This is a genomic window from Microbulbifer sp. S227A (genome assembly GCF_049800935.1).
The window spans coordinates 1-17,573 of the sequence record NZ_JBNAFZ010000016.1; the positions used below are offsets into that span (position 1 = coordinate 1).

At 62.9% G+C, this 17,573-nt stretch carries 19 protein-coding genes; 5 read left to right on the forward strand and 14 right to left on the reverse strand.

Annotated features, from left to right (window positions below; translation table 11 throughout):
* Nucleotides 1-11 precede the first annotated feature (11 nt).
* Both ACP15R_RS23460 and ACP15R_RS23465 read left to right on the forward strand, forming a co-directional pair.
* Nucleotides 12-770 carry an electron transfer flavoprotein subunit beta/FixA family protein gene (locus ACP15R_RS23460; protein ID WP_424985798.1) on the forward strand — a complete coding sequence of 253 codons (759 nt, stop codon included), beginning with the start codon at nt 12-14 and terminating at the stop codon, nt 768-770.
* Nucleotides 770-1,696: an electron transfer flavoprotein subunit alpha/FixB family protein gene (locus tag ACP15R_RS23465; RefSeq protein WP_424988274.1), complete on the forward strand. Its 927-nt coding sequence runs from the start codon at nt 770-772 to the stop codon at nt 1,694-1,696. The genes ACP15R_RS23460 and ACP15R_RS23465 overlap by 1 nt, the downstream gene beginning before the upstream one ends.
* Nucleotides 1,697-1,737: 41 nt before the next feature.
* Here the strand turns inward: ACP15R_RS23465 and ACP15R_RS23470 are convergent, their stop codons facing one another.
* The 5 genes from ACP15R_RS23470 to ACP15R_RS23490 form a co-directional block, all read right to left on the reverse strand.
* On the reverse strand, nt 1,738-2,838 hold the full coding sequence (locus tag ACP15R_RS23470; RefSeq protein ID WP_424988365.1) for a DUF917 domain-containing protein: 1,101 nt from the start codon (nt 2,836-2,838) through the stop codon (nt 1,738-1,740).
* Between the two features lie 33 nt (nt 2,839-2,871).
* Nucleotides 2,872-3,663, reverse strand: a complete 792-nt coding sequence (locus tag ACP15R_RS23475) for an ABC transporter permease (RefSeq protein WP_424988366.1) — start codon at nt 3,661-3,663, stop codon at nt 2,872-2,874.
* Nucleotides 3,660-4,502, reverse strand: coding sequence for an ABC transporter permease (locus ACP15R_RS23480; protein WP_424988367.1), 843 nt, complete (start codon nt 4,500-4,502; stop codon nt 3,660-3,662). The genes ACP15R_RS23475 and ACP15R_RS23480 overlap by 4 nt, the downstream gene beginning before the upstream one ends.
* Entirely contained in the window at nt 4,499-5,548 is a 1,050-nt protein-coding gene (locus ACP15R_RS23485) for an ABC transporter ATP-binding protein (protein ID WP_424988368.1), read from the reverse strand. Before ACP15R_RS23485 ends, ACP15R_RS23480 begins: the two co-directional genes overlap by 4 nt.
* Nucleotides 5,549-5,614: 66 nt before the next feature.
* Nucleotides 5,615-6,664 carry an ABC transporter substrate-binding protein gene (locus ACP15R_RS23490; protein WP_424988369.1) on the reverse strand — a complete coding sequence of 350 codons (1,050 nt, stop codon included), beginning with the start codon at nt 6,662-6,664 and terminating at the stop codon, nt 5,615-5,617.
* Between the two features lie 175 nt (nt 6,665-6,839).
* On the opposite strand from ACP15R_RS23490, the gene ACP15R_RS23495 reads away from it, so the two are divergent.
* Nucleotides 6,840-7,754, forward strand: a complete 915-nt coding sequence (locus ACP15R_RS23495) for a LysR family transcriptional regulator (RefSeq protein WP_424988370.1) — start codon at nt 6,840-6,842, stop codon at nt 7,752-7,754.
* On the opposite strand, the gene ACP15R_RS23500 is transcribed toward ACP15R_RS23495, so the two are convergent.
* Genes ACP15R_RS23500 through ACP15R_RS23520 form a run of 5 tightly spaced genes read right to left on the reverse strand, consistent with a single transcriptional unit; the run spans nt 7,751 to nt 12,454 of the window.
* Nucleotides 7,751-8,305: a DUF3833 domain-containing protein gene (locus ACP15R_RS23500; RefSeq protein WP_424988371.1), complete on the reverse strand. Its 555-nt coding sequence runs from the start codon at nt 8,303-8,305 to the stop codon at nt 7,751-7,753. The genes ACP15R_RS23495 and ACP15R_RS23500 overlap by 4 nt on opposite strands.
* The gene (locus tag ACP15R_RS23505; protein ID WP_424988372.1) at nt 8,302-9,531 is read right to left on the reverse strand and encodes an MFS transporter; all 1,230 of its coding nucleotides are present in this window, start codon (nt 9,529-9,531) and stop codon (nt 8,302-8,304) included. Before ACP15R_RS23505 ends, ACP15R_RS23500 begins: the two co-directional genes overlap by 4 nt.
* Nucleotides 9,528-10,022 (reverse strand): chalcone isomerase family protein, encoded by a 495-nt coding sequence (locus tag ACP15R_RS23510; protein ID WP_424988373.1) that lies wholly within the window; start codon nt 10,020-10,022, stop codon nt 9,528-9,530. The genes ACP15R_RS23505 and ACP15R_RS23510 overlap by 4 nt, the downstream gene beginning before the upstream one ends.
* Nucleotides 10,015-11,172 (reverse strand): class I SAM-dependent methyltransferase, encoded by a 1,158-nt coding sequence (locus tag ACP15R_RS23515; protein WP_424988374.1) that lies wholly within the window; start codon nt 11,170-11,172, stop codon nt 10,015-10,017. Before ACP15R_RS23515 ends, ACP15R_RS23510 begins: the two co-directional genes overlap by 8 nt.
* Nucleotides 11,111-12,454, reverse strand: a complete 1,344-nt coding sequence (locus ACP15R_RS23520; RefSeq protein WP_424988375.1) for an NAD(P)/FAD-dependent oxidoreductase — start codon at nt 12,452-12,454, stop codon at nt 11,111-11,113. Before ACP15R_RS23520 ends, ACP15R_RS23515 begins: the two co-directional genes overlap by 62 nt.
* Nucleotides 12,455-12,517: 63 nt before the next feature.
* Here ACP15R_RS23520 and ACP15R_RS23525 point away from each other — a divergent pair, with 63 nt between their 5' ends.
* Nucleotides 12,518-13,351, forward strand: a complete 834-nt coding sequence (locus tag ACP15R_RS23525; RefSeq protein WP_424988376.1) for a DUF1365 domain-containing protein — start codon at nt 12,518-12,520, stop codon at nt 13,349-13,351.
* Nucleotides 13,348-14,073, forward strand: coding sequence for an SDR family NAD(P)-dependent oxidoreductase (locus ACP15R_RS23530; protein WP_424988377.1), 726 nt, complete (start codon nt 13,348-13,350; stop codon nt 14,071-14,073). The genes ACP15R_RS23525 and ACP15R_RS23530 overlap by 4 nt, the downstream gene beginning before the upstream one ends.
* Nucleotides 14,074-14,179: 106 nt before the next feature.
* Here the strand turns inward: ACP15R_RS23530 and ACP15R_RS23535 are convergent, their stop codons facing one another.
* The 4 genes from ACP15R_RS23535 to ACP15R_RS23550 all read right to left on the reverse strand — a co-directional run bounded on the left by ACP15R_RS23535 (nt 14,180) and on the right by ACP15R_RS23550 (nt 17,330).
* A complete protein-coding gene (locus ACP15R_RS23535) occupies nt 14,180-14,815 on the reverse strand; it encodes a ChrR family anti-sigma-E factor (protein ID WP_424988378.1) in 636 nt (211 codons plus the stop codon).
* Nucleotides 14,812-15,447: a sigma-70 family RNA polymerase sigma factor gene (locus tag ACP15R_RS23540; RefSeq protein WP_424988379.1), complete on the reverse strand. Its 636-nt coding sequence runs from the start codon at nt 15,445-15,447 to the stop codon at nt 14,812-14,814. The genes ACP15R_RS23535 and ACP15R_RS23540 overlap by 4 nt, the downstream gene beginning before the upstream one ends.
* A 126-nt stretch (nt 15,448-15,573) precedes the next feature.
* Entirely contained in the window at nt 15,574-16,362 is a 789-nt protein-coding gene (locus ACP15R_RS23545) for an exodeoxyribonuclease III (protein ID WP_424988380.1), read from the reverse strand.
* A 281-nt stretch (nt 16,363-16,643) separates the two neighbouring features.
* On the reverse strand, nt 16,644-17,330 hold the full coding sequence (locus tag ACP15R_RS23550; RefSeq protein WP_424988381.1) for a response regulator transcription factor: 687 nt from the start codon (nt 17,328-17,330) through the stop codon (nt 16,644-16,646).
* Between the last annotated feature and the right edge of the window lie 243 nt (nt 17,331-17,573).

The window sequence follows — 17,573 nt, forward strand, 5'->3', positions numbered from 1 at the left end:
GAGAGACGCATATGAAGGTATTGGTGCCTGTCAAGCGCGTGATTGACTATAACGTCAAGGTTCGAGTGAAGGCGGACGGAAGCGGTGTTGATCTTGCGAATGTCAAGATGTCGATGAACCCGTTTGACGAGATTGCGGTGGAAGAGGCGATCCGTTTGAAGGAAGCGGGCCAGGCGGATGAGATCGTGGCGGTTTCGATCGGTGTCAAGCAGAGCCAGGAGACGCTGCGCACGGCGTTGGCGATGGGGGCGGACCGGGCGATCCTGGTGGTGGCCGCGGATGACGTTCACAGCGATATCGAGCCGCTGGCGGTGGCCAAGATCCTCAAGGCGATCGTGGATGAAGAGCAGCCCGGCCTGGTGCTCTGTGGCAAGCAGGCGATCGACAACGACATGAACGCCACCGGTCAGATGCTGTCGGCGCTGCTGGGCTGGAGCCAGGGCACCTTTGCCTCCGAGCTTGGCATCGATGGCGACAGCGCGGTGGTGACCCGCGAGGTGGATGGCGGCCTGCAGACCATCAAGGTCAGGATGCCGGCGATCATCACCGTGGACCTGCGCCTGAACGAGCCGCGCTATGCCAGCCTGCCCAACATCATGAAGGCCAAGAAAAAGCCGCTGGATGAAAAGACGGCGGCGGATTACGGCGTCGACGTGGCGCCGCGCCTGTCGATCGTCAAGACCGCCGAGCCCGAGGCCCGCGCCGCGGGGATCAAGGTGGGTTCGGTGGACGAGCTGGTTGCGAAACTCAAGGAAGTGGGGGCTGTATAATGGCTGTACTTTTGCTTGCCGAGGTTACGGATGGCGAACTGGCGCTGGACGCGACGGCAAAGGCGGTGACCGCCGCAACCATGCTGGGCGATGTGACCGCGCTGTGCTGTGGCGCCTCAGCCGCCGCCGCGGGTGAGGCCGCCGCGAAGATCGCGGGGGTATCCAGGGTTCTGGTGGCCGAGGATGCCAGCCTGGGCCACCGCCTGGCCGAATCGACGGCAGCGTTGATTGCCAGCTTGGCCGGAGAGTATGAACATATCGTTGCCCCGGCCACGACCGACGCCAAGAACGTGATGCCGCGGGTGGCCGCGCTGTTGGACGTGATGGTGATTTCCGACGTTTCCGGGGTTGTCGACGGCGACACGTTCGAGCGCCCGATCTATGCGGGCAACGCGATCCAGACGGTGAAATCGGGCGATGCGAAAAAGGTCGTGACGATCCGCACCTCGACCTTTGACGCGGCGGGTGACGGCGGGTCGGCCACGGTTGCGACCGTGTCGGCGGCGGCGGATCCGGGCCTGTCGGAATGGGTCGAGGACAAGGTTGCCGAGAGCGATCGCCCCGAGCTGACCTCGGCGGGGGTGGTGGTTTCCGGCGGCCGCGGCGTCGGCTCGCAAGAGGATTTCGCGCTGATCGAGAGCCTCGCCGACAAGCTGGGCGCCGCCGTCGGAGCCTCGCGCGCGGCGGTCGATTCGGGCTATGCGCCGAACGACTGGCAGGTGGGCCAGACCGGCAAGGTCGTCGCCCCCGATCTCTATGTCGCGATCGGCATCTCGGGCGCCATCCAGCACCTCGCCGGCATGAAAGACAGCAAGATCATCGTCGCCATCAACAAGGACGAAGAGGCCCCGATCTTCCAGGTCGCCGATTTCGGCCTCGTCGCCGACCTCTTCACAGCCGTCCCCGAACTCACCGGGAAACTGTGAAGCGGCTCCGGCCGGGTGACCCCCCGAGCACCCGGCCGGACTCATACAACCGCTGGACGATACTCGCGGTCCAACCCCGCATAGCGCGGCCCAAACGCCTCCAACCCCCTCGCCGTCGTAAACGGCGCAGGCGCGGGAAGAACAACAACCGCAACCTGCTGGCCCTGGTAATAGTTCGGGTTGGTGACCGGTTCGCCGCTATCGGTGTCGATCATGCAGATCAGGTCGGGGATTGTGGCGTGAACCTCGTTATCCAGCCAGCCCACCATGTTCTCGTTCTTGAGCCAGATCCGATACGCCTTGCCCGCGAAGTCGCCCGCGCCGTCGATGGACACGTTGCCAAAGGTAAAGCCGTCACGGGTTTCCCAATCGCTGGCCGACACCGCGCCGCGAAAGGCGACAAAGCCCCCGCCCTGCCGCGCGATGGTCGCGCTCGTGTCTTGCCCGGCATCGCGGGCCTCGCGCCAGGCGCGGCCCATGTCCAGCGCCAGGCTGATCGCGCCGGGGATGATCGCGTCGCGGATTTCGCGGATTTCCAGCGCGTGATCGATGGCCGCGATATTGTTGCGGCTGACCTTTGACAACGCGCGCACCACATGTTCGGCACGGGCGTCGTCAATGACGTTCTCGCAGATGATCGCCTCGCCAAACTCGTTCGCCATGACGATGGGAGCAGCGGGCAGGCCATTGATGTAATAGGTCGAATGGGTGATTTCCGGCACCGCCCTGCCCGCCGGGTCGGCATCGATGATATAGGCATCCGACATGGCCGCGGCATAGAATGCCGTTGCCGTGTTGGAGCCGCCCAGCTCGCAGGAAATCGTGCCGTAGAACTTGCGCCCGAGATAATCCTCGAACCGGCTGTAGGCCGCCAGGATCTCGGGCTTGCCGGAGCGGGGCAGACGCGCATAGAGGCGTTCTTCCTCGGGTGGCAGCGCGGATATCGCGCCCAGCATGTAGGGCGTGCAAACCAGCGCGTCCTGCGGTGCCTCGTCAAGGCTGACCATGTTGAATTGCTTGCCCCGCGCGAGGGCGTCATCGATCATCGCGAGGCCCTCGGAGATCTCGCCGCCGCCGCCGGTGCCTAGGATCGCCGCGCCATAGAGGATGTCTTCCAGGTCTTGCCGGGTCAGTGTTTGCATGGGTCTCTTCCAGTTCAGAATGGGCGGCGCGGATCAGTCGCGCGAGGCCCCGAGGAGTTTCAGAAGGTCGGTGATCGAGGCCAGCACCAGCAGCACGCCGATCGTCAGCAGGGCAAAACCCATCGCCGCCGAGGCCACCACCGGGGTGTAGCCATATCGCACGTTGTTGAAGATGCGGATCGGCAGGGTTTCCACCGCAAAGCCGGACACCATGTAGGAGATCAGGTATTCGTTGACGCTGATGATCGCGACCAGAGCATAGCCGGTGATCACATAGGGCAGGACCAGCGGAAAGATCACCTTGGTAAAGGTCTGCAACGGGGTTGCCCCCATCGTCCGCGAAGCCTCGATGACATCATCCGACAGGGCGGCAAAGCCCCGCGCGATGATCACCAGCGGCAGCGTCACGAAGAACACCCCGTGCGAGATCACCGTGGCCTCGGCGCGCCCGTACCAGCCCATCTCGGCCCAGAAAACGCTGGCACCCATGGCAATGATGATCGGGGGCAGCATGAAGGGACCAAGGCCAAGTGCAAAGACCGCCCTGCCAAAGCCGGATTTCAGACGCCACAGCACATAGTTCGCTGCCAGCGCGATGCTCACCGCGATCAACCCGGCAAACGCGGCGATCACCAGCGAATTGCGGATCGGGATCAGCCAGTCGCGCTCGGTCAACAGCACCGTGTACCAACGCGCCGACAGCGCACTTGGCGGGAATGAGATGTTGCTGTCGGCGTTGATCGACACGCCGGCAACGATCAGGAACGGCAGGATCAGCCCGGCGGCAATACCAAAGAGAAACAGGCGTTTGAGCAGGTCGGTCATGATTTCGCTCCCCGGCGCGAGGCCAGCATCAGCCCGCCGATTATGATCAATGTGAAGATCAGCATGATGACCGACAGCGCCGCGCCAAGCGGCATGTTGGCATCGCCCACCGCCTTGTCGGTGATGATGACGGTCATGTTCCAGTCCTGCGGGCGGCCCAGCATCGTCGGCATCACGAACACGCCCAGGAAATAGACGAACATGGTGACCAGCGACGATATGATGGCCGGCATGAAATTGGGCAGCACCACCTTGGTGAACACCCGCGCCGGCGGCGTGCCAAGCGTCAGCGCGGCCTCTTCGATGCTGCGGTCCCGCTGGGCCATGCCCGGATAGAACATCAGCGCCACCAGCGAAAAGCCCAGGGTGACAAACCCGACCAGCATGGCACCGAAACTGGGCGACAGCGAGCGCGGTTCGTCCCAAAGCCCGACCCAGCCGAGGAATTTCGGGATGCCCGAGTTTTCCGAGAACAGGATCAGCCAGGCAAACCCGATGATGACTTCGCTCAGGCACATCAGCGACAAGAGCAGGATTGCCCAGAAAAGCTGCCAGCGGCGATGCAGGTCGACGATGATGTACATTGCCGGAAAGGCCAGGAGCACCACCAGCAGCGACCCGAGCGACGCAGACCACAGCGAGCGCATGGACACCGTGTAATAGAAGGACGAGAAGAACTTGGCGTAATTGTCCCAGACAAAGGCCACGTTGTAAAAACCCAGCGGGTCGCGTTCGAAAAAGCTGACAACGACCATGAAGGCCAGCGGCCCGAGGAAAAAGATCCCCAGCATGGCCAACGGGAAGGCTCCGATGAGATACGGGATGGCTGTGCGGGTCATGACGGGATCACCCAGGCGCGGTCGAGATCGAAGCTGATTTCGGCGCGATCGCCCACGTCGAACTCGGGGGCGCGGTCGCTGACCATGGTGTGAACGATGGTGCGATCCCCGACGGCCAGTTCGGTTTCGACCGATGCCCCCAGAAGTCGCACGAAATTCACCGTCCCGATCAGCCCGGAGCCGTCGCCCGAGACCGGTCGGAGCCGCAGGTATTCCGGCCGGATGGCCACCTTGTGCGCCCCTTCGAGCGCGGCCATGTCACCGCTCGGCCGCCCCAGGGACACGCCGTCCAGCATCGCGTCGCCGCCCGGCGTAAAGCTGGGCGTGATGATGTTGTTGGTGCCCATGAACTCGGCGACGAATTCGGTTCTGGGCCGGGCGTATACCTCGGTTGGCGTGCCGGCCTGCTCGATCCGGCCCTCGTTCAGAATGACGATGCGGTCGGCAATCGACATGGCCTCGTTCTGGTCATGGGTGACGAAAATCGTGGTCACGCCCAGGCGGCGTTGCAGCTTCTTGACCTCGATCTGCAAGTGCTCGCGCAGCCCGGCATCCAGCGCGCTGAACGGTTCGTCCATCAGGAACAGCACCGGTTCGATGGCCAGGGCGCGGGCGATGGCAACGCGCTGGCGCTGGCCGCCGGACAATGCGGAAACAGGGCGCTTGCCCAGCCCGGACAGGCCGACCACCTCGAGCAGCTCTTCGGCGCGGGCCTGTTGCGCCTCTCTTGGCACCTTGCGAATATCCAGACCATAGGTGATGTTCTCGCCGACATTCAGATGCGGGAACAGCGCGAGGCTCTGGAACACCATGCCGATATTGCGCTTGTGACACTCCACGCGGCTCAGATCCTCGCCATCCAGCAGCAGCGCGCCGGATGTCTGGATGTCGAGCCCCGCGATGATGCGCAGCAGCGTTGTCTTGCCACATCCCGAGCCACCCAGCAGGCAGATGAATTCGCCTGACCGGATATCGAGATCAACATTCCTGAGAGCCTGGTAGGTCCCGAAGGTCTTTTCCACATTCTTCAGAGCGAGCGTTGCCATCGGCCTGCCTCCTTGGTGTCTGGGGTATATGTTGGCGCGCACCACCGTGGCGCGCGCCGGGTTCGTTCAACGCGAGATCATTTCGAGATAACGATCCGACAGCCAGTCGCTTTCGCGCAGGTGAATCTCGGTCTGCACACGGATCGGGGTGCCCGCGCTGCCGACGGCGGCGAATTCCTCGTCGCTGAGATCCATCGTGTCCCGCTGCGCAACAGGCGCGACGCCAAGGGTGCGGGCCAGCTTTGCCTGCACGTCGGGGCGGGCCATGTAGTTGATGAATTTTTCGGCCGCCGCCACGTGTTCGGAGTCACGCGGTACGATCCAATAGGCATCGCCCAGGATGCCGCCCTCTTGCGGGAAGGTCGACGCCACCGGCAATCCGTCCGCCGCCGACAACATGGTCACGTCGTGGTAATACAGGCCGCCGACAAGTTCGCCCGCTTCGAGGCTTTGCTGAAACTGGCCCTCGTCGCGATACCACAGCTGCACCTGCGGCTTGAGTTCGGCGATCTTTTCGATGACCTGCTCCAACCCCTCGCGGGTTTCCATCACTTCGTAACCGCCAAAGAAGGTCTGCGCCACGACCTCCATCAGCCCGCTGTTGGAATTCGAGGTCAGGCCCAACTTACCGTCCCAGTCGCGCGTCCAGAGATCGGCCCAGCTGGCCGGCAGATCGGACACCTGATCGGTATTGGTGACAAAGGTGGTAAACCACGAAAGCGCGCCGACACCGTAAAGGTTGCCGTCCTCATCCGTCTTGGTAAAGCCATCGGCAAGGGTTGCGGTATTGGGAATGTTTTCCGCGTCCAGCGTGGCCCAGAGGCCGATCGACTGGCCCCGGATCAGAACCTCGTCCGCCACCAGCGACAGGTCGGCGGGGGCCGTGCGCGCCCGGGCGGCATTGGTCAGCTGCGTCAGCCACGCCTGGTCGGCGGGCTGGGCGATCGAGCGGATCTCGATACCGGTTTCCTCGGTAAAGCCCGGATAGACCTCGGCCTTGAGGGTCTCTTCGAAGAACCCGCCCCAGGCGCTGACGGTGAGTTCCTCGGCAAATCCCGCGCTCGCGGAGAATGCCAGAAGGCTGGCAGAGAGAATGAAGGAATTCGGACGATACATGTTGGGCCTTCCTGTTATCTGGTTCGAATGACGGGGCTGGTGTCGGGAAATTTCGATTTCAAGAACCCTAGGAAGATGTCCCCGGAGGTTCCATATCGTTCAGGTGATGCATTCATAACCCAATCGACATGCACCGGGCATCTGGCCTACATTTCCGGCGGACACTGGGAAAGGAATGCCCTTGCGATTGTCGGATATCGATCTGCGGCTGCTGCGGGTCTTCAAGGCGGTGGCCGAGGCCGGTGGGTTTGTCCGCGCACAGGACGAACTGGGCATCAGCCAGCCCGCCATCAGCTCGCATATCGCCAATCTGGAACAACGCCTGAACGTCCGCCTCTGCGAACGTGGCAGGCGGGGATTTTCGCTGACGCCTTACGGGCAAGAGGTGCTCGGGGAAACCAACCAGCTGCTCGCGCATCTGGATTCCTATGCCGACCGTCTTGTGGAAATCGGCAGACGCCCCCGCCAGCGGCTGCGAATCGGGGTGGTCGATTGCCTGCTGACGGATCGCAACAACCCGCTGCCGGCGGTGATCGGGTCGGCCGCCGCCGAGTTTGACGACATGCGCACGCGGATCGGGGTCTATGATTATCTCGACTGCCTGACCGAATTGCGCGCCGGGCGGCTGGACATCGCGGTTGCCGGCATCGCGCAGGATGAGCGGATGCCCGACGATTTCGAAACCCTGCATCTATATGACGAATGGAGCGGGCTCTATTGCAGCCCCGCCCATGATTGCGCGGGCATCGCCGATCCTGACGCGCTGTTTGCCGCGCTCAAGACGGCCAAGATCTCGGCCCACAGCTTTCTCAGTAACCCGCTGGATGACAGCCTCGATCTGTATCTGCTGGACGAGAATGCCGAGATTTCGCAGGGCAACATCGAATCCACCACCTATCTGACCCTCGCGGGAACCCATGTGGGGCTCATCCCCAACCACTATGCGGCAGGTTGGGTCGCCAGCGGTGATCTGGTGGCGCTCGCGCCGGAAACCTATGGCATCCTGTCGTCGATCCACGCGATGCGCCTTGCATCCGCCGAACAGAACGAGGTCGCGAACCGCATCTGGGACAGGCTTTCCAGCCCCTAGCGTTCCGGGTCGGGGCGCATCGTCGCCAGCAGTTCCGCCACCTTGAACCCGTATTTGCGCAGTTCCGAGCGGTTCAGGATGACGCCGTTATCTGTGAGATACAGCCAATCCGTCACCGTCAACACATGGCCACCGGCCTCCGGCGGCAGGATGATCTTGTAATCCATCCGCACGGTCGCCCCCGAGACAACGCCCCGCGCCGTGCCCACGATGTCATCCGCCGTTGCGGTAAAGCTGTTATCCGGCCCCAGCGTCAGAAACCATTTCCGGTTCTGCTTGCGCCCGGTGGAATAGGTGAATGCCTCGGACAAGGTACCAGTGTCACCCTCCCATGTGCCATGCATCTGGGCGGTAAAGCGACTGGTGACTCGGCCATCCGGCCCATAGATCAGCCCCTCGGACAGGATCGGCCCCGACAGGTGTGTCTTGAGCGAAAAGGCCGGGGCGGTGTCGGCATAGTCGGCGGGCGACTGGGCGCGAAAGCTGAAGAACATGGTCTTGACCACGATGACCGCAAACCCGAACAGAAGCAGCGCAATCAGGAGTTTCATGAAGGTCGTTCCTTTGCCGGAAGCGCCAGGACCAGCCCGATAGCGCCGAGTTTCAGGATGCAGGGGATCACCGCGTAACAGAAGTTCAGCGCACCAAGCGCCGTGGCGTCATTGTCGGTGCCGGGTTCGAAACCATGGCTCTGGAGCAGCGGCAACACCGAGAACGCGGCCAATGCCAGCCCCAGCTTGCCCGCGAAAGACCAGATGCCGAACGCCTGCGAGGCGCGCAGCCCGGCGCGCGTCAGGGCCACCGAAAACATCGCCGGAAGGATCACGAGATCGGCCCCAAGGGCGGCACCGGACAGTGCGCAGATGATGGCAAAGCCCAACAGGTTCCCGGCTGAGAGGAACGCCGCGCCGACAAAGCCGAGTATCGCCAGCGGCATGGCGATCAACAACGTGGCCCGCGGCCCCGATTTGTGGCTGAGCCGGGTCCAGAGCGGCACGCTCAGCCCGGCGCTGAGAAAGAACAGGATCAGCAACGGCCCCGCCGCACCCGCCAGCCCGAGCCGGTCTTCGACAAAAAACAGGAACAATGTCGAGGTGATCGCCACCGGCAGGCTGTTGACCAGGGCAAGCAACAACAGCCGCAACGCCCCCGCCTCGCCCAGGGCCGCGAGCGACAGGCGCGCGCCAAGCACAACCGGACGCCGCCAGATCGGCAGCGACGCCGCCACCGAGGCCAGCGCCATGGCCCCAAGGAACAACCCGAATGCCGGATAACCCTGTGACCCCGCGCCCAGCGACACAAACACCGTAGGCGCAATCGCCGCGATGACCACACCGGCGAGCATGCCGCCCTCGCGATAGGCGGCGAGTGTCATCAGCCCGTCCTCCGATGCGTCTTGGGCCAAGGTGGCGCTGCGACCATACAGCAGGATCATTCCCAGGCTGTAGGCCGAGAATAACAGGATCAGGATCGCGACCAGCTGGATCAGAACATGCGGTCCGCCATGTAGCATGAACAGCGCTGGAAACCCGACGGCCAGACCCAGTGCCGCCGCGACCGCAAATGCCATTTGTGCCCGGGGCCAGCGATCGATTGCCCAGCCGATCAAGGGGTCTTGTACCAGGTCCACCAGCCGGATCAGCAACAGCACGGTCCCGATCGTCCCCAGCCCGATGCCGAGGTTCACCGAGGCAAAGCGCGGCAGGTGGATATAGAGCGGAATCCCGGCGGCAGCCAGCATCAGCGCATAGAGACTGACCCGCGGATAGACCATCATTCGCCCCGCAGCTTGCGGGTAAAGCCGGGCGAGCGGGTATTGTCGCCCAGAAAGATCGCCATGAAGCGGGTTTTGATCCGGGGATGTTGCAACGTGCAGGTCCGTTGCCCGTTCAACCAGAATCCGATCCGGTCCTGCCCTTGCGAAACGGCGGTAAACCGGTCGCCGCTGCGCACATCCGCAAAGCACCGGTCCAATTGCCGGCGCAGCGGCAATGCCCCACCGGTCCGTTCAAGCTCGCGCAGGGTGCTCTCGGTCAGGTCACCCCGGCTCAGGTCGCGCAGATAGGTCAGTTCAAGCGCGAAATCGCGGCCCCAGTCCAACGGCGCGCCGGTCGGAGTATAGAGCCGGGCCCTGTAGAGCGGAAAACCGAACAGCCGGAACACCGCTTCGCCCCGCAGTTCGGCCCCTGGCAGGGTGCCGGCGATGACAGAGGCCTGCCCCACCAACGGCACGAGCATCGCGGCGCAGACACAAACAACCCTAAGCATGGGACAGCTCAACCTGAACGACATCGGTATGACCAATGGCAAAGGAGGCGGCGCAGCTCTCAAGATAATATTGCCAGTTGCGCAAGAACCCCTCGCCATGGCCCAGCCCGGAAATCCGCCGCTTTTGCGCGCGCAGCCGGTCGGCCCAGATCCGGCAGGTTCTTCCGTAATCGGGTCCAAAGGCAAAACTGTCCCGTACCTTGAGCCCCACCGCCCCGGCCTGTGCGCGGATCACCGCGTCAGACAACAGCATGCCGCCCGGAAACACATATTGACGAATGTAATCCGACGACGTGCGGTAGCGCTCGAAGTAACCGTCCCGCACGGTGATCGCCTGCAACAGGATACGACCCCCTTCGGCCAGGCTGCGCTTGAGAACGGCGAAATAGCTGGGCCAGTAGCGCGCGCCGACGGCCTCGATCATCTCGATCGATACGATGTTGTCATAGGTGCCGCGGATGTCGCGATAGTCGCGCAGCTGGATATCGGCACGCCCGTCCAGGCGCGAATCCGCATAGCTGTGCTGGTTCGGCGAAATGGTCACGCCGGTCACCGCGCGGCCTTCGGCGCTGGCCTGTTCGGCAAAACCACCCCAGCCACAGCCGATTTCCAGGACGCGGTCACCCGGCCCCAGCCGCGACAGGGCCCGCGCGTTCTTGCGGGTTTGCGCCCGGCCAAGATCGGTTTCGCCATCGGCAAAGAGGCCCGAGGAATAGGTCATGCCGTCGTCCAGCCAGAGGCCGTAGAATTCATTGCCCACATCGTAATGCGAGCGGATATTCCTGCGTGCCCCCCGCCGCGAATTGGCGCGCAGCAGCGTATCGACCATCCGGAACCTGGCCCGGCTTAGCGGCCCGGCGCGGTCATACTCCGCCAGGTGATCGCGATTGCGCATGACAACCGACATCAACCCTTCGATCGACGGCGTGTCCCAGAGCCCCTGCACGTAACTCTCGCCCAGCCCGACCTGGCCATGCGCCGCCAGCGCCGATACCGCCGCCCAATCGCGAATGGTTATCTCGGCCTCGGGTCCGCGCGTGCCGAAATGATAGCGTTCTCCCTCGGGAGTCCGCAGCAGAAGCTGCCCGTCACGCACACGCGCGCAAGTTGACAGGAAGTTCGTCTTGAGAGCCCTGTTGGTCACGCGCATGGGGCATTCCTTTCTGGTTGTAGGGGTCATTCAACCTGCGCACGATGCGCATGGCGCTGGCGATTCCGTCTTCGTGAAATCCGTGGCGGTTCCACGCGCCCGCGAACCAGGTGCGGTTCCGGCCTTGCAGATCGACAATGTCGCGCTGCGCGGCCAGCGCCGCCTTGTCGAAGACCGGGTGGTCGAAATCGACGCTGTCATAGATCATGTCGCCGGGGATTTCGCGCGAGGGGTTCAGGGTGACAAACAGCGGATCGCTCTCGGGGATGCCCTGTAGCCGGTTCATCCAGTAGGTGACACCAATCTTCCCCTCTTGCGAGTGATAGCTCCAGCTTGACCAGCAGGCACGGCGGCGGGGCATCTGGCTTACGTCGCAATGCAGAACCGCGCGGTTGGGCTGATACCGCAGGCGCGACAGGGCACCGGTTTCCGCCGCTGTGGCGCTGCTGCCCAGGATTTTCATCGACTGATCCGAATGGCAGGCGAGGATCAGGTCATCAAACAGGCCGGCCTCTGCCCCCGCGGCTTGTATCTCGACCCCCTGCGCGCCACGGCGCACGCCTTGCACCGCCATCCCCTTGTGGATGCGGCACCCACGCGCCAGCAGCGCCGCCTCGAGGCGTTTGACATATTCGATGCTGCCCCCCTTGACCGTCCACCACTGGTGTTCCGCCGAACCGGCGAGCAGCGCATGGTTGCGAAAGAACCGCACCAGCGATCTTGCGGGAAACTGGTCGACCTCGTGGATCGGCGTGGACCAGATGGCGCCGCACATGGGCATCAGGTAGTGCTCGCGGAAACTGTTGCCCAGCCCGAGTTCGCACACCAGTTCACCGATGGTCATGTCGTCACTCTGCGCCGCCGCTTCGGCCCGTTTGCCGAAACGCAGGATGTCGGCGATCATCTTGTAATAGCGGGGCCGCAACAGGTTGCGCTTCTGCGCGGTGATCGATCCGAGGTTGGTCAGCCCGTATTCAAACCGCCCGTTGTCGATGCTGGCCCCAAAGCTCATCTCGCTCTTGGTGACGGGAACGTCCAAGTCCCGGAACAGCCGGGTCAGATTGGGATAGGTCGCATAGTTGAACACGATGAAACCGGTATCGACCGGCTGATCTCCGTTGCGCCCGGCGATGACGGTACGTGCATGTCCCCCCAGGCGCGCGGCGGCCTCGTACAGGGTCACATCATGGTAAGGGGCAAGGTAATAGGCGGCGGACATTCCGGAAATCCCGCCTCCGACAATGGCAATCTTCCTGCGTGGCCCCTGGGTCTGATCCAGCATTCTGTCCTCATTCTCAATCGTTATGAAGCAATTACGTGTCAGCGGGCCGCTCGGATCATTCGAATGTCAAAGAAATCCTGGCGCGGGATTGATCCGGACCGCGTCGCCGGGCGTATTAGACGCGCAATGATCGAACATGTCGCCGCCACAACCCATCACAGCCGACGGGGCGCGTTGAAAAACGCCTTTGCCTATGGCGTCGATTACGTGTTGACCGATTTTGGCCCCGGCTGGCCCGCCGCGATCTCGCGCAACCGGTTCAACCTGTGGTCGGTTCGCGACCGGGATCACGGTGGCGCACGCGGCGAGGGCCGGGGCGTCGATTGGTTTCGCGAGGTGCTGGCGGCGCATGGGTTTGACCACGGCAATGCACGGCTCCTGCTGCTCACCCAGCCCGGATTCCTCTGGTTTCAATTCAATCCGGTCAGCTTCTGGATCGCCATGGTTGACGGGGCACCGCACGCCTTCGTGGCCGAGGTCAACAGCACCTTTGGCCAGCGGCATTGCTATTTTTGCGCCCACGACGATTTTCGCCCCATCACCGCATCCGACCGGATGATCGCCGAGAAACGCATGCATGTGTCGCCGTTTCAGCAGGTGCAGGGTAGATACCTGTTCAATTTCGGCATGACCGACAGCGCCATCAACATCCGCATTTCATATGAGAACGGCGATCAAGGCGTGCTGGCGACCCTGTCCGGCACGCGGCGCAGGGCAACAAACCGGTCCCTGCTGGGCGCGGCGCTGCGGCGGCCGTTGGGCGCGGCACGGGTTCTGGCGCTGATCCACTGGCAGGCAATGATCCTCGCGATGAAACGCGCGCCGTTCCTGCGCCGGCAACCGCCGCCCGCCGCGCTGTTGTCCGACGGGCGGGGCCATGGGGACACGGCAGGATGACGCCGCTTGACCGCAAGGCCTTATGGCTGGTGGGAGCCAGCGAAGGGCTTGGCCGTGCATTGGCCCGCCGGCTGGACGCTCGCGGCGCGCAGCTGATCCTGAGCGCACGCAATGCCGGGCGGCTGGACAGCCTCTGTGAAACCCTGAACAACGCGCGCAGCCTGCCAATGGATGTCACCGACGCGGACTCGGTCCGGCGCGCCTGCGACAAGGTCGGCCATCTGGATGGGCTGATCTACAATGCCGGCTCGTATGAGCCGATGCGCACGACCGATTGGAACAGCGACGCGGCCCTTGCGATGTGCGACGTCAACTTCATGGGGGCCATGCGCGTTCTGGGGCAGATCGTACCGAATTTCACGGCGCAGGGGCACGGAGACATCACGCTGATCGGTTCGCTCGCCGGGTATCGCGGATTGCCCGCCGCCATCGGTTATGGTGCCAGCAAGGCCGCGCTGATCAGCCTTGCCGAAACCATGCGATTTGATTTGCGCGGCACGGGTGTACGCGTCCGCGTGATCAATCCCGGCTTTATCGACACGCGGCTGACGGCACAGAACGCGTTTTACATGCCGATGCTGATGACCCCCGAACACGCGGCGGACCGGGTCATCCGAGCCATGCGCAAGCGGCGGTTTCGCACGGATTTTCCCGCTCCGTTTTCCTGGGCAATCCGTGGTCTTCGCCATTTGCCCGACTGGTTGGTCTATCGCGGGCGCTGACCCCCGACCGAGATGCAGCCGCCACCGGAACCGCAACGGAAAAGGGCCGGGATCACGGACAAACCCGTGATCCCGGCATCTGAACGTGCCGTGAGTGGTGGTTGGTTCAGATTCTGAAAATCGGTTGCAGCAACCGTGGCAGCATGGCGTTAAAGCGCAGCCGCGCATCGGTTGCCGCCAGACAGATACAGGCCTCGCCCGGATCGGCAACGGGAGTATGTTCGAGTTCTTCATCGGCGATTTCCAGATCGCCAACGCCAAACCGCCCGGTCTCGTCGCTGAAGCTGCCCTGCAACACGAGGGTCAGTTCCATGCCATTATGGCCGTGATCGGGCACCGCCTGTCCCGGCGGAATGTAAAGCAGCCGAACCGACCCGTGCCGGTCCTCGGACAGGATGTCCTGGCGCACCCCCATGCCCAGCGTTTTCCAACGCGGCGCGCGCCCCTTGAGCGCCTGCATCACCGGCCCCGGATAGACGCCCGAGCGCTCATAAACCGGCTCGGGCGTATAGGGCGCGTCTAGCAGGGACAGGATGTCATCCTTCATCCCCGCCGACACCGCAACGGTTTCGGTCTCTTCCAGCAACACGCCGCCAACCACCTGATGCGCCTGAAGCCCAGCGCGACATTGCGGGCACATGGATACATGGCTGGCCACGACAACCGCAAAGGCATGCGGCAGGTTCCCGGCTGCATAAGCGGCCAGCAAGGCATCGGGAACGTGATGATTTATGACGCTCATGACTTGAGGTCCTTCAGTTCATGTCTCAGGCGTTGCAACCCCAACCGGATGCGCGACTTGATGGTTCCCAAAGGAACCCCGGTCTGTGCGTTGATTTCCTGGTGGGTCATTTCGCCCATATAGGCTTTCTCGATCATCTCGCGCTGCTCGGAGCTGAGCCGGGCCAGTGCCTGTTTCAAAAGGCCGGTTTCCTGTTCCAGCCCGAGAATCTGGCTGGCATCCGGCTCGGCACCGGGCTCCTCGCGCAACTCTTCGGGCATGGGGCGGCGTTCCTTGCGCGCGATGTCGATCTGGCGATTGCGCGCGATCTGGTAGATCCAGGCCGAAACCTGCGCGCGATGGGGGTCGAACATCGCGGCCTTGCGCCAGACGGTCAGCATTACCTCCTGCACGATCTCTTCCGCCTGATGCGCCGAGCAGCCCGAGCGCATGATGAACCCCTTGAGCCGTGGCGCAAAGAAATCAAACAGCGCGCAGAACGCGTTGCGGTCCCGATCATCGCGCACCGCGATCATCCAGAGTGTTTGCTGCGACAGGTCGGCATTTGGCTGCGGCACGGCGGTCTTGTCCTCGCGGAGGGCCGTGCGGACACGGCGCGGGCGCTGCCCGATGGATGCGGTCTGTGTCAACATAAACAGACTACGCAGCGGCGGGGAATACGGATCACATTTCTTTTGCGCCCGGCCGGAACGGGCCGCAGAGCGAGCGCATTGCTTGGCTGAACCGAACCGCCGCGCGCCGTTGCGACGCGGCGTGTTTCACAAATCGAACGTGGCAAACACCGGGGCGTGATCGCTAGGCTTTTCCCAGCCGCGCGCGTCCCGCAGGACGCGGCTGGAATGTCCGGCCGAGGATATATCCGGCGTCGCCCAGACATGATCAAGCCGCCGCCCCTTGTCCGCCGCCGACCAGTCGCGCGCGCGATAAGACCACCAGCTATAGAGCTGACCGTCGGGAATATCCTGCCGTGTTATGTCCACCCAGCCACCGGCATCCTGGGTCTGGGCCAGGTGTTCCACCTCGATCGGGGTGTGGCTGACCACCTTCAAGAGCTGCTTGTGGCTCCAGACATCATCTTCGCGCGGAGCGATGTTCAGGTCTCCGACCAAGATGGATTTTTCCGGTTTCTCCGCATGGAACCAATCGCGCATTTCGGTGAGATAATCGAGCTTTTGGCCAAATTTCTCGTTCTTTTCCCGATCCGGCACGTCGCCGCCCGCCGGCACGTAGAAATTATGGATCGTCACACCGTTCTCCAGCCGCGCGGCGATATGCCGGGCGTGGCCGAGCCCGGCAAAGTCCCTGTCTCCGGCCTCTTCGATTGGCAACCGTGACAGGATGGCGACCCCGTTATACCCCTTTTGCCCGCGCGCAACCATGTGGGTATAGCCAAGCGCCGCAAAGCCTTCGGTCGGGATCTTGTCCACCGGCGATTTGCATTCCTGCAAACAGAGCACGTCGGGGGCCTCTTGTTGCAACAGCTTGAGCACGATGGGTTCGCGCAGCCGAACCGAGTTGATGTTCCATGTGGCCAGCGAAAAGCTCATAGGCGGGTTCCCATCCTCAGAAATTTGCGCAAACCTATGCGCCACGCCCCGGCGAGGCCAGCGCCAAATTGCATCCCGAGCCCCCATCGCCGTCGCCCCCGCCCCTGCGCATAAAAAAAGGCCGGGTACGAGACCCGGCCCAGTCCAACAGGGAGGTTGTATGTCATTGCCCGGACATACGCGGGATGCTCTGACTATAGCAGCACAGCGACGTGGTGTCTGTGAACCGCAACAATCATTTCAACCATAACGTGTAGCATGAAAAAAGTAAATATTTCATGTCAGGCAACAAGCCGATATCCGCCCGATTCCGTCACCAACAGGCGCGCATTCGAGGGGTCCGGCTCAATTTTCTGGCGCAGGCGATAGATATGGGTCTCGAGCGTATGCGTGGTGACGCCCGCGTTATAGCCCCAAACCTCGTGCAAGAGCACCTCGCGGGCGACCACGCCATCGGTCGAACGGTAAAGAAACTTCAGAATGCTCGTTTCCTTTTCGGTCAGGCGAATCTTGCGGTCATCCTCGGTGATCAGCATCTTCATCGACGGCTTGAACGTATAAGGCCCAAGCTGGAACACCGCGTCTTCCGATTGCTCGTGCTGGCGCAACTGGGCCCGGATACGCGCCAGCAGCACCGGGAACTTGAACGGCTTGCTGACGTAATCGTTGGCCCCGGCATCCAGCCCCAGGATCGTATCCGCGTCGCTGTCATGTCCAGTCAGCATCAGGATCGGCGATTTCACCCCCTGTTTGCGCATCAGGCGGCACAGTTCGCGCCCGTCCGTGTCCGGCAACCCCACATCCAGGATGATCAGGTCATAGAGGGCTTCCTTGCTGCGCTCCATCGCGCCCTGGCCGTCCCCGGCCTCGAATACATCGAAATCCTCGGTCAGGATCAACTGTTCGCTCAGAGCCTCGCGCAGGTCGTCGTCATCATCCACCAACAGGATCTTCTTGAGTTGTGGCATCGCGCAGTTCTCCTATCTGACCTCGGCCGGTGGCACCTTCGGCCCACCCCGCGAACCCGCCGCCGTCAGCGGCGCGGATAACGGGAAGCGGCTGGCTGGGCCTGGCTTGCGTTCCCGATCACAGATGTGTGCGGAATCGTGAGGCTGCAAGAAGTGCTGCAAAATTTCACGGTGACGTGTCCCGTACCGTGGAAATGTTTCACAATCCGTCAATCGGGGCTGGTGCAATCACTGCCCGCATCC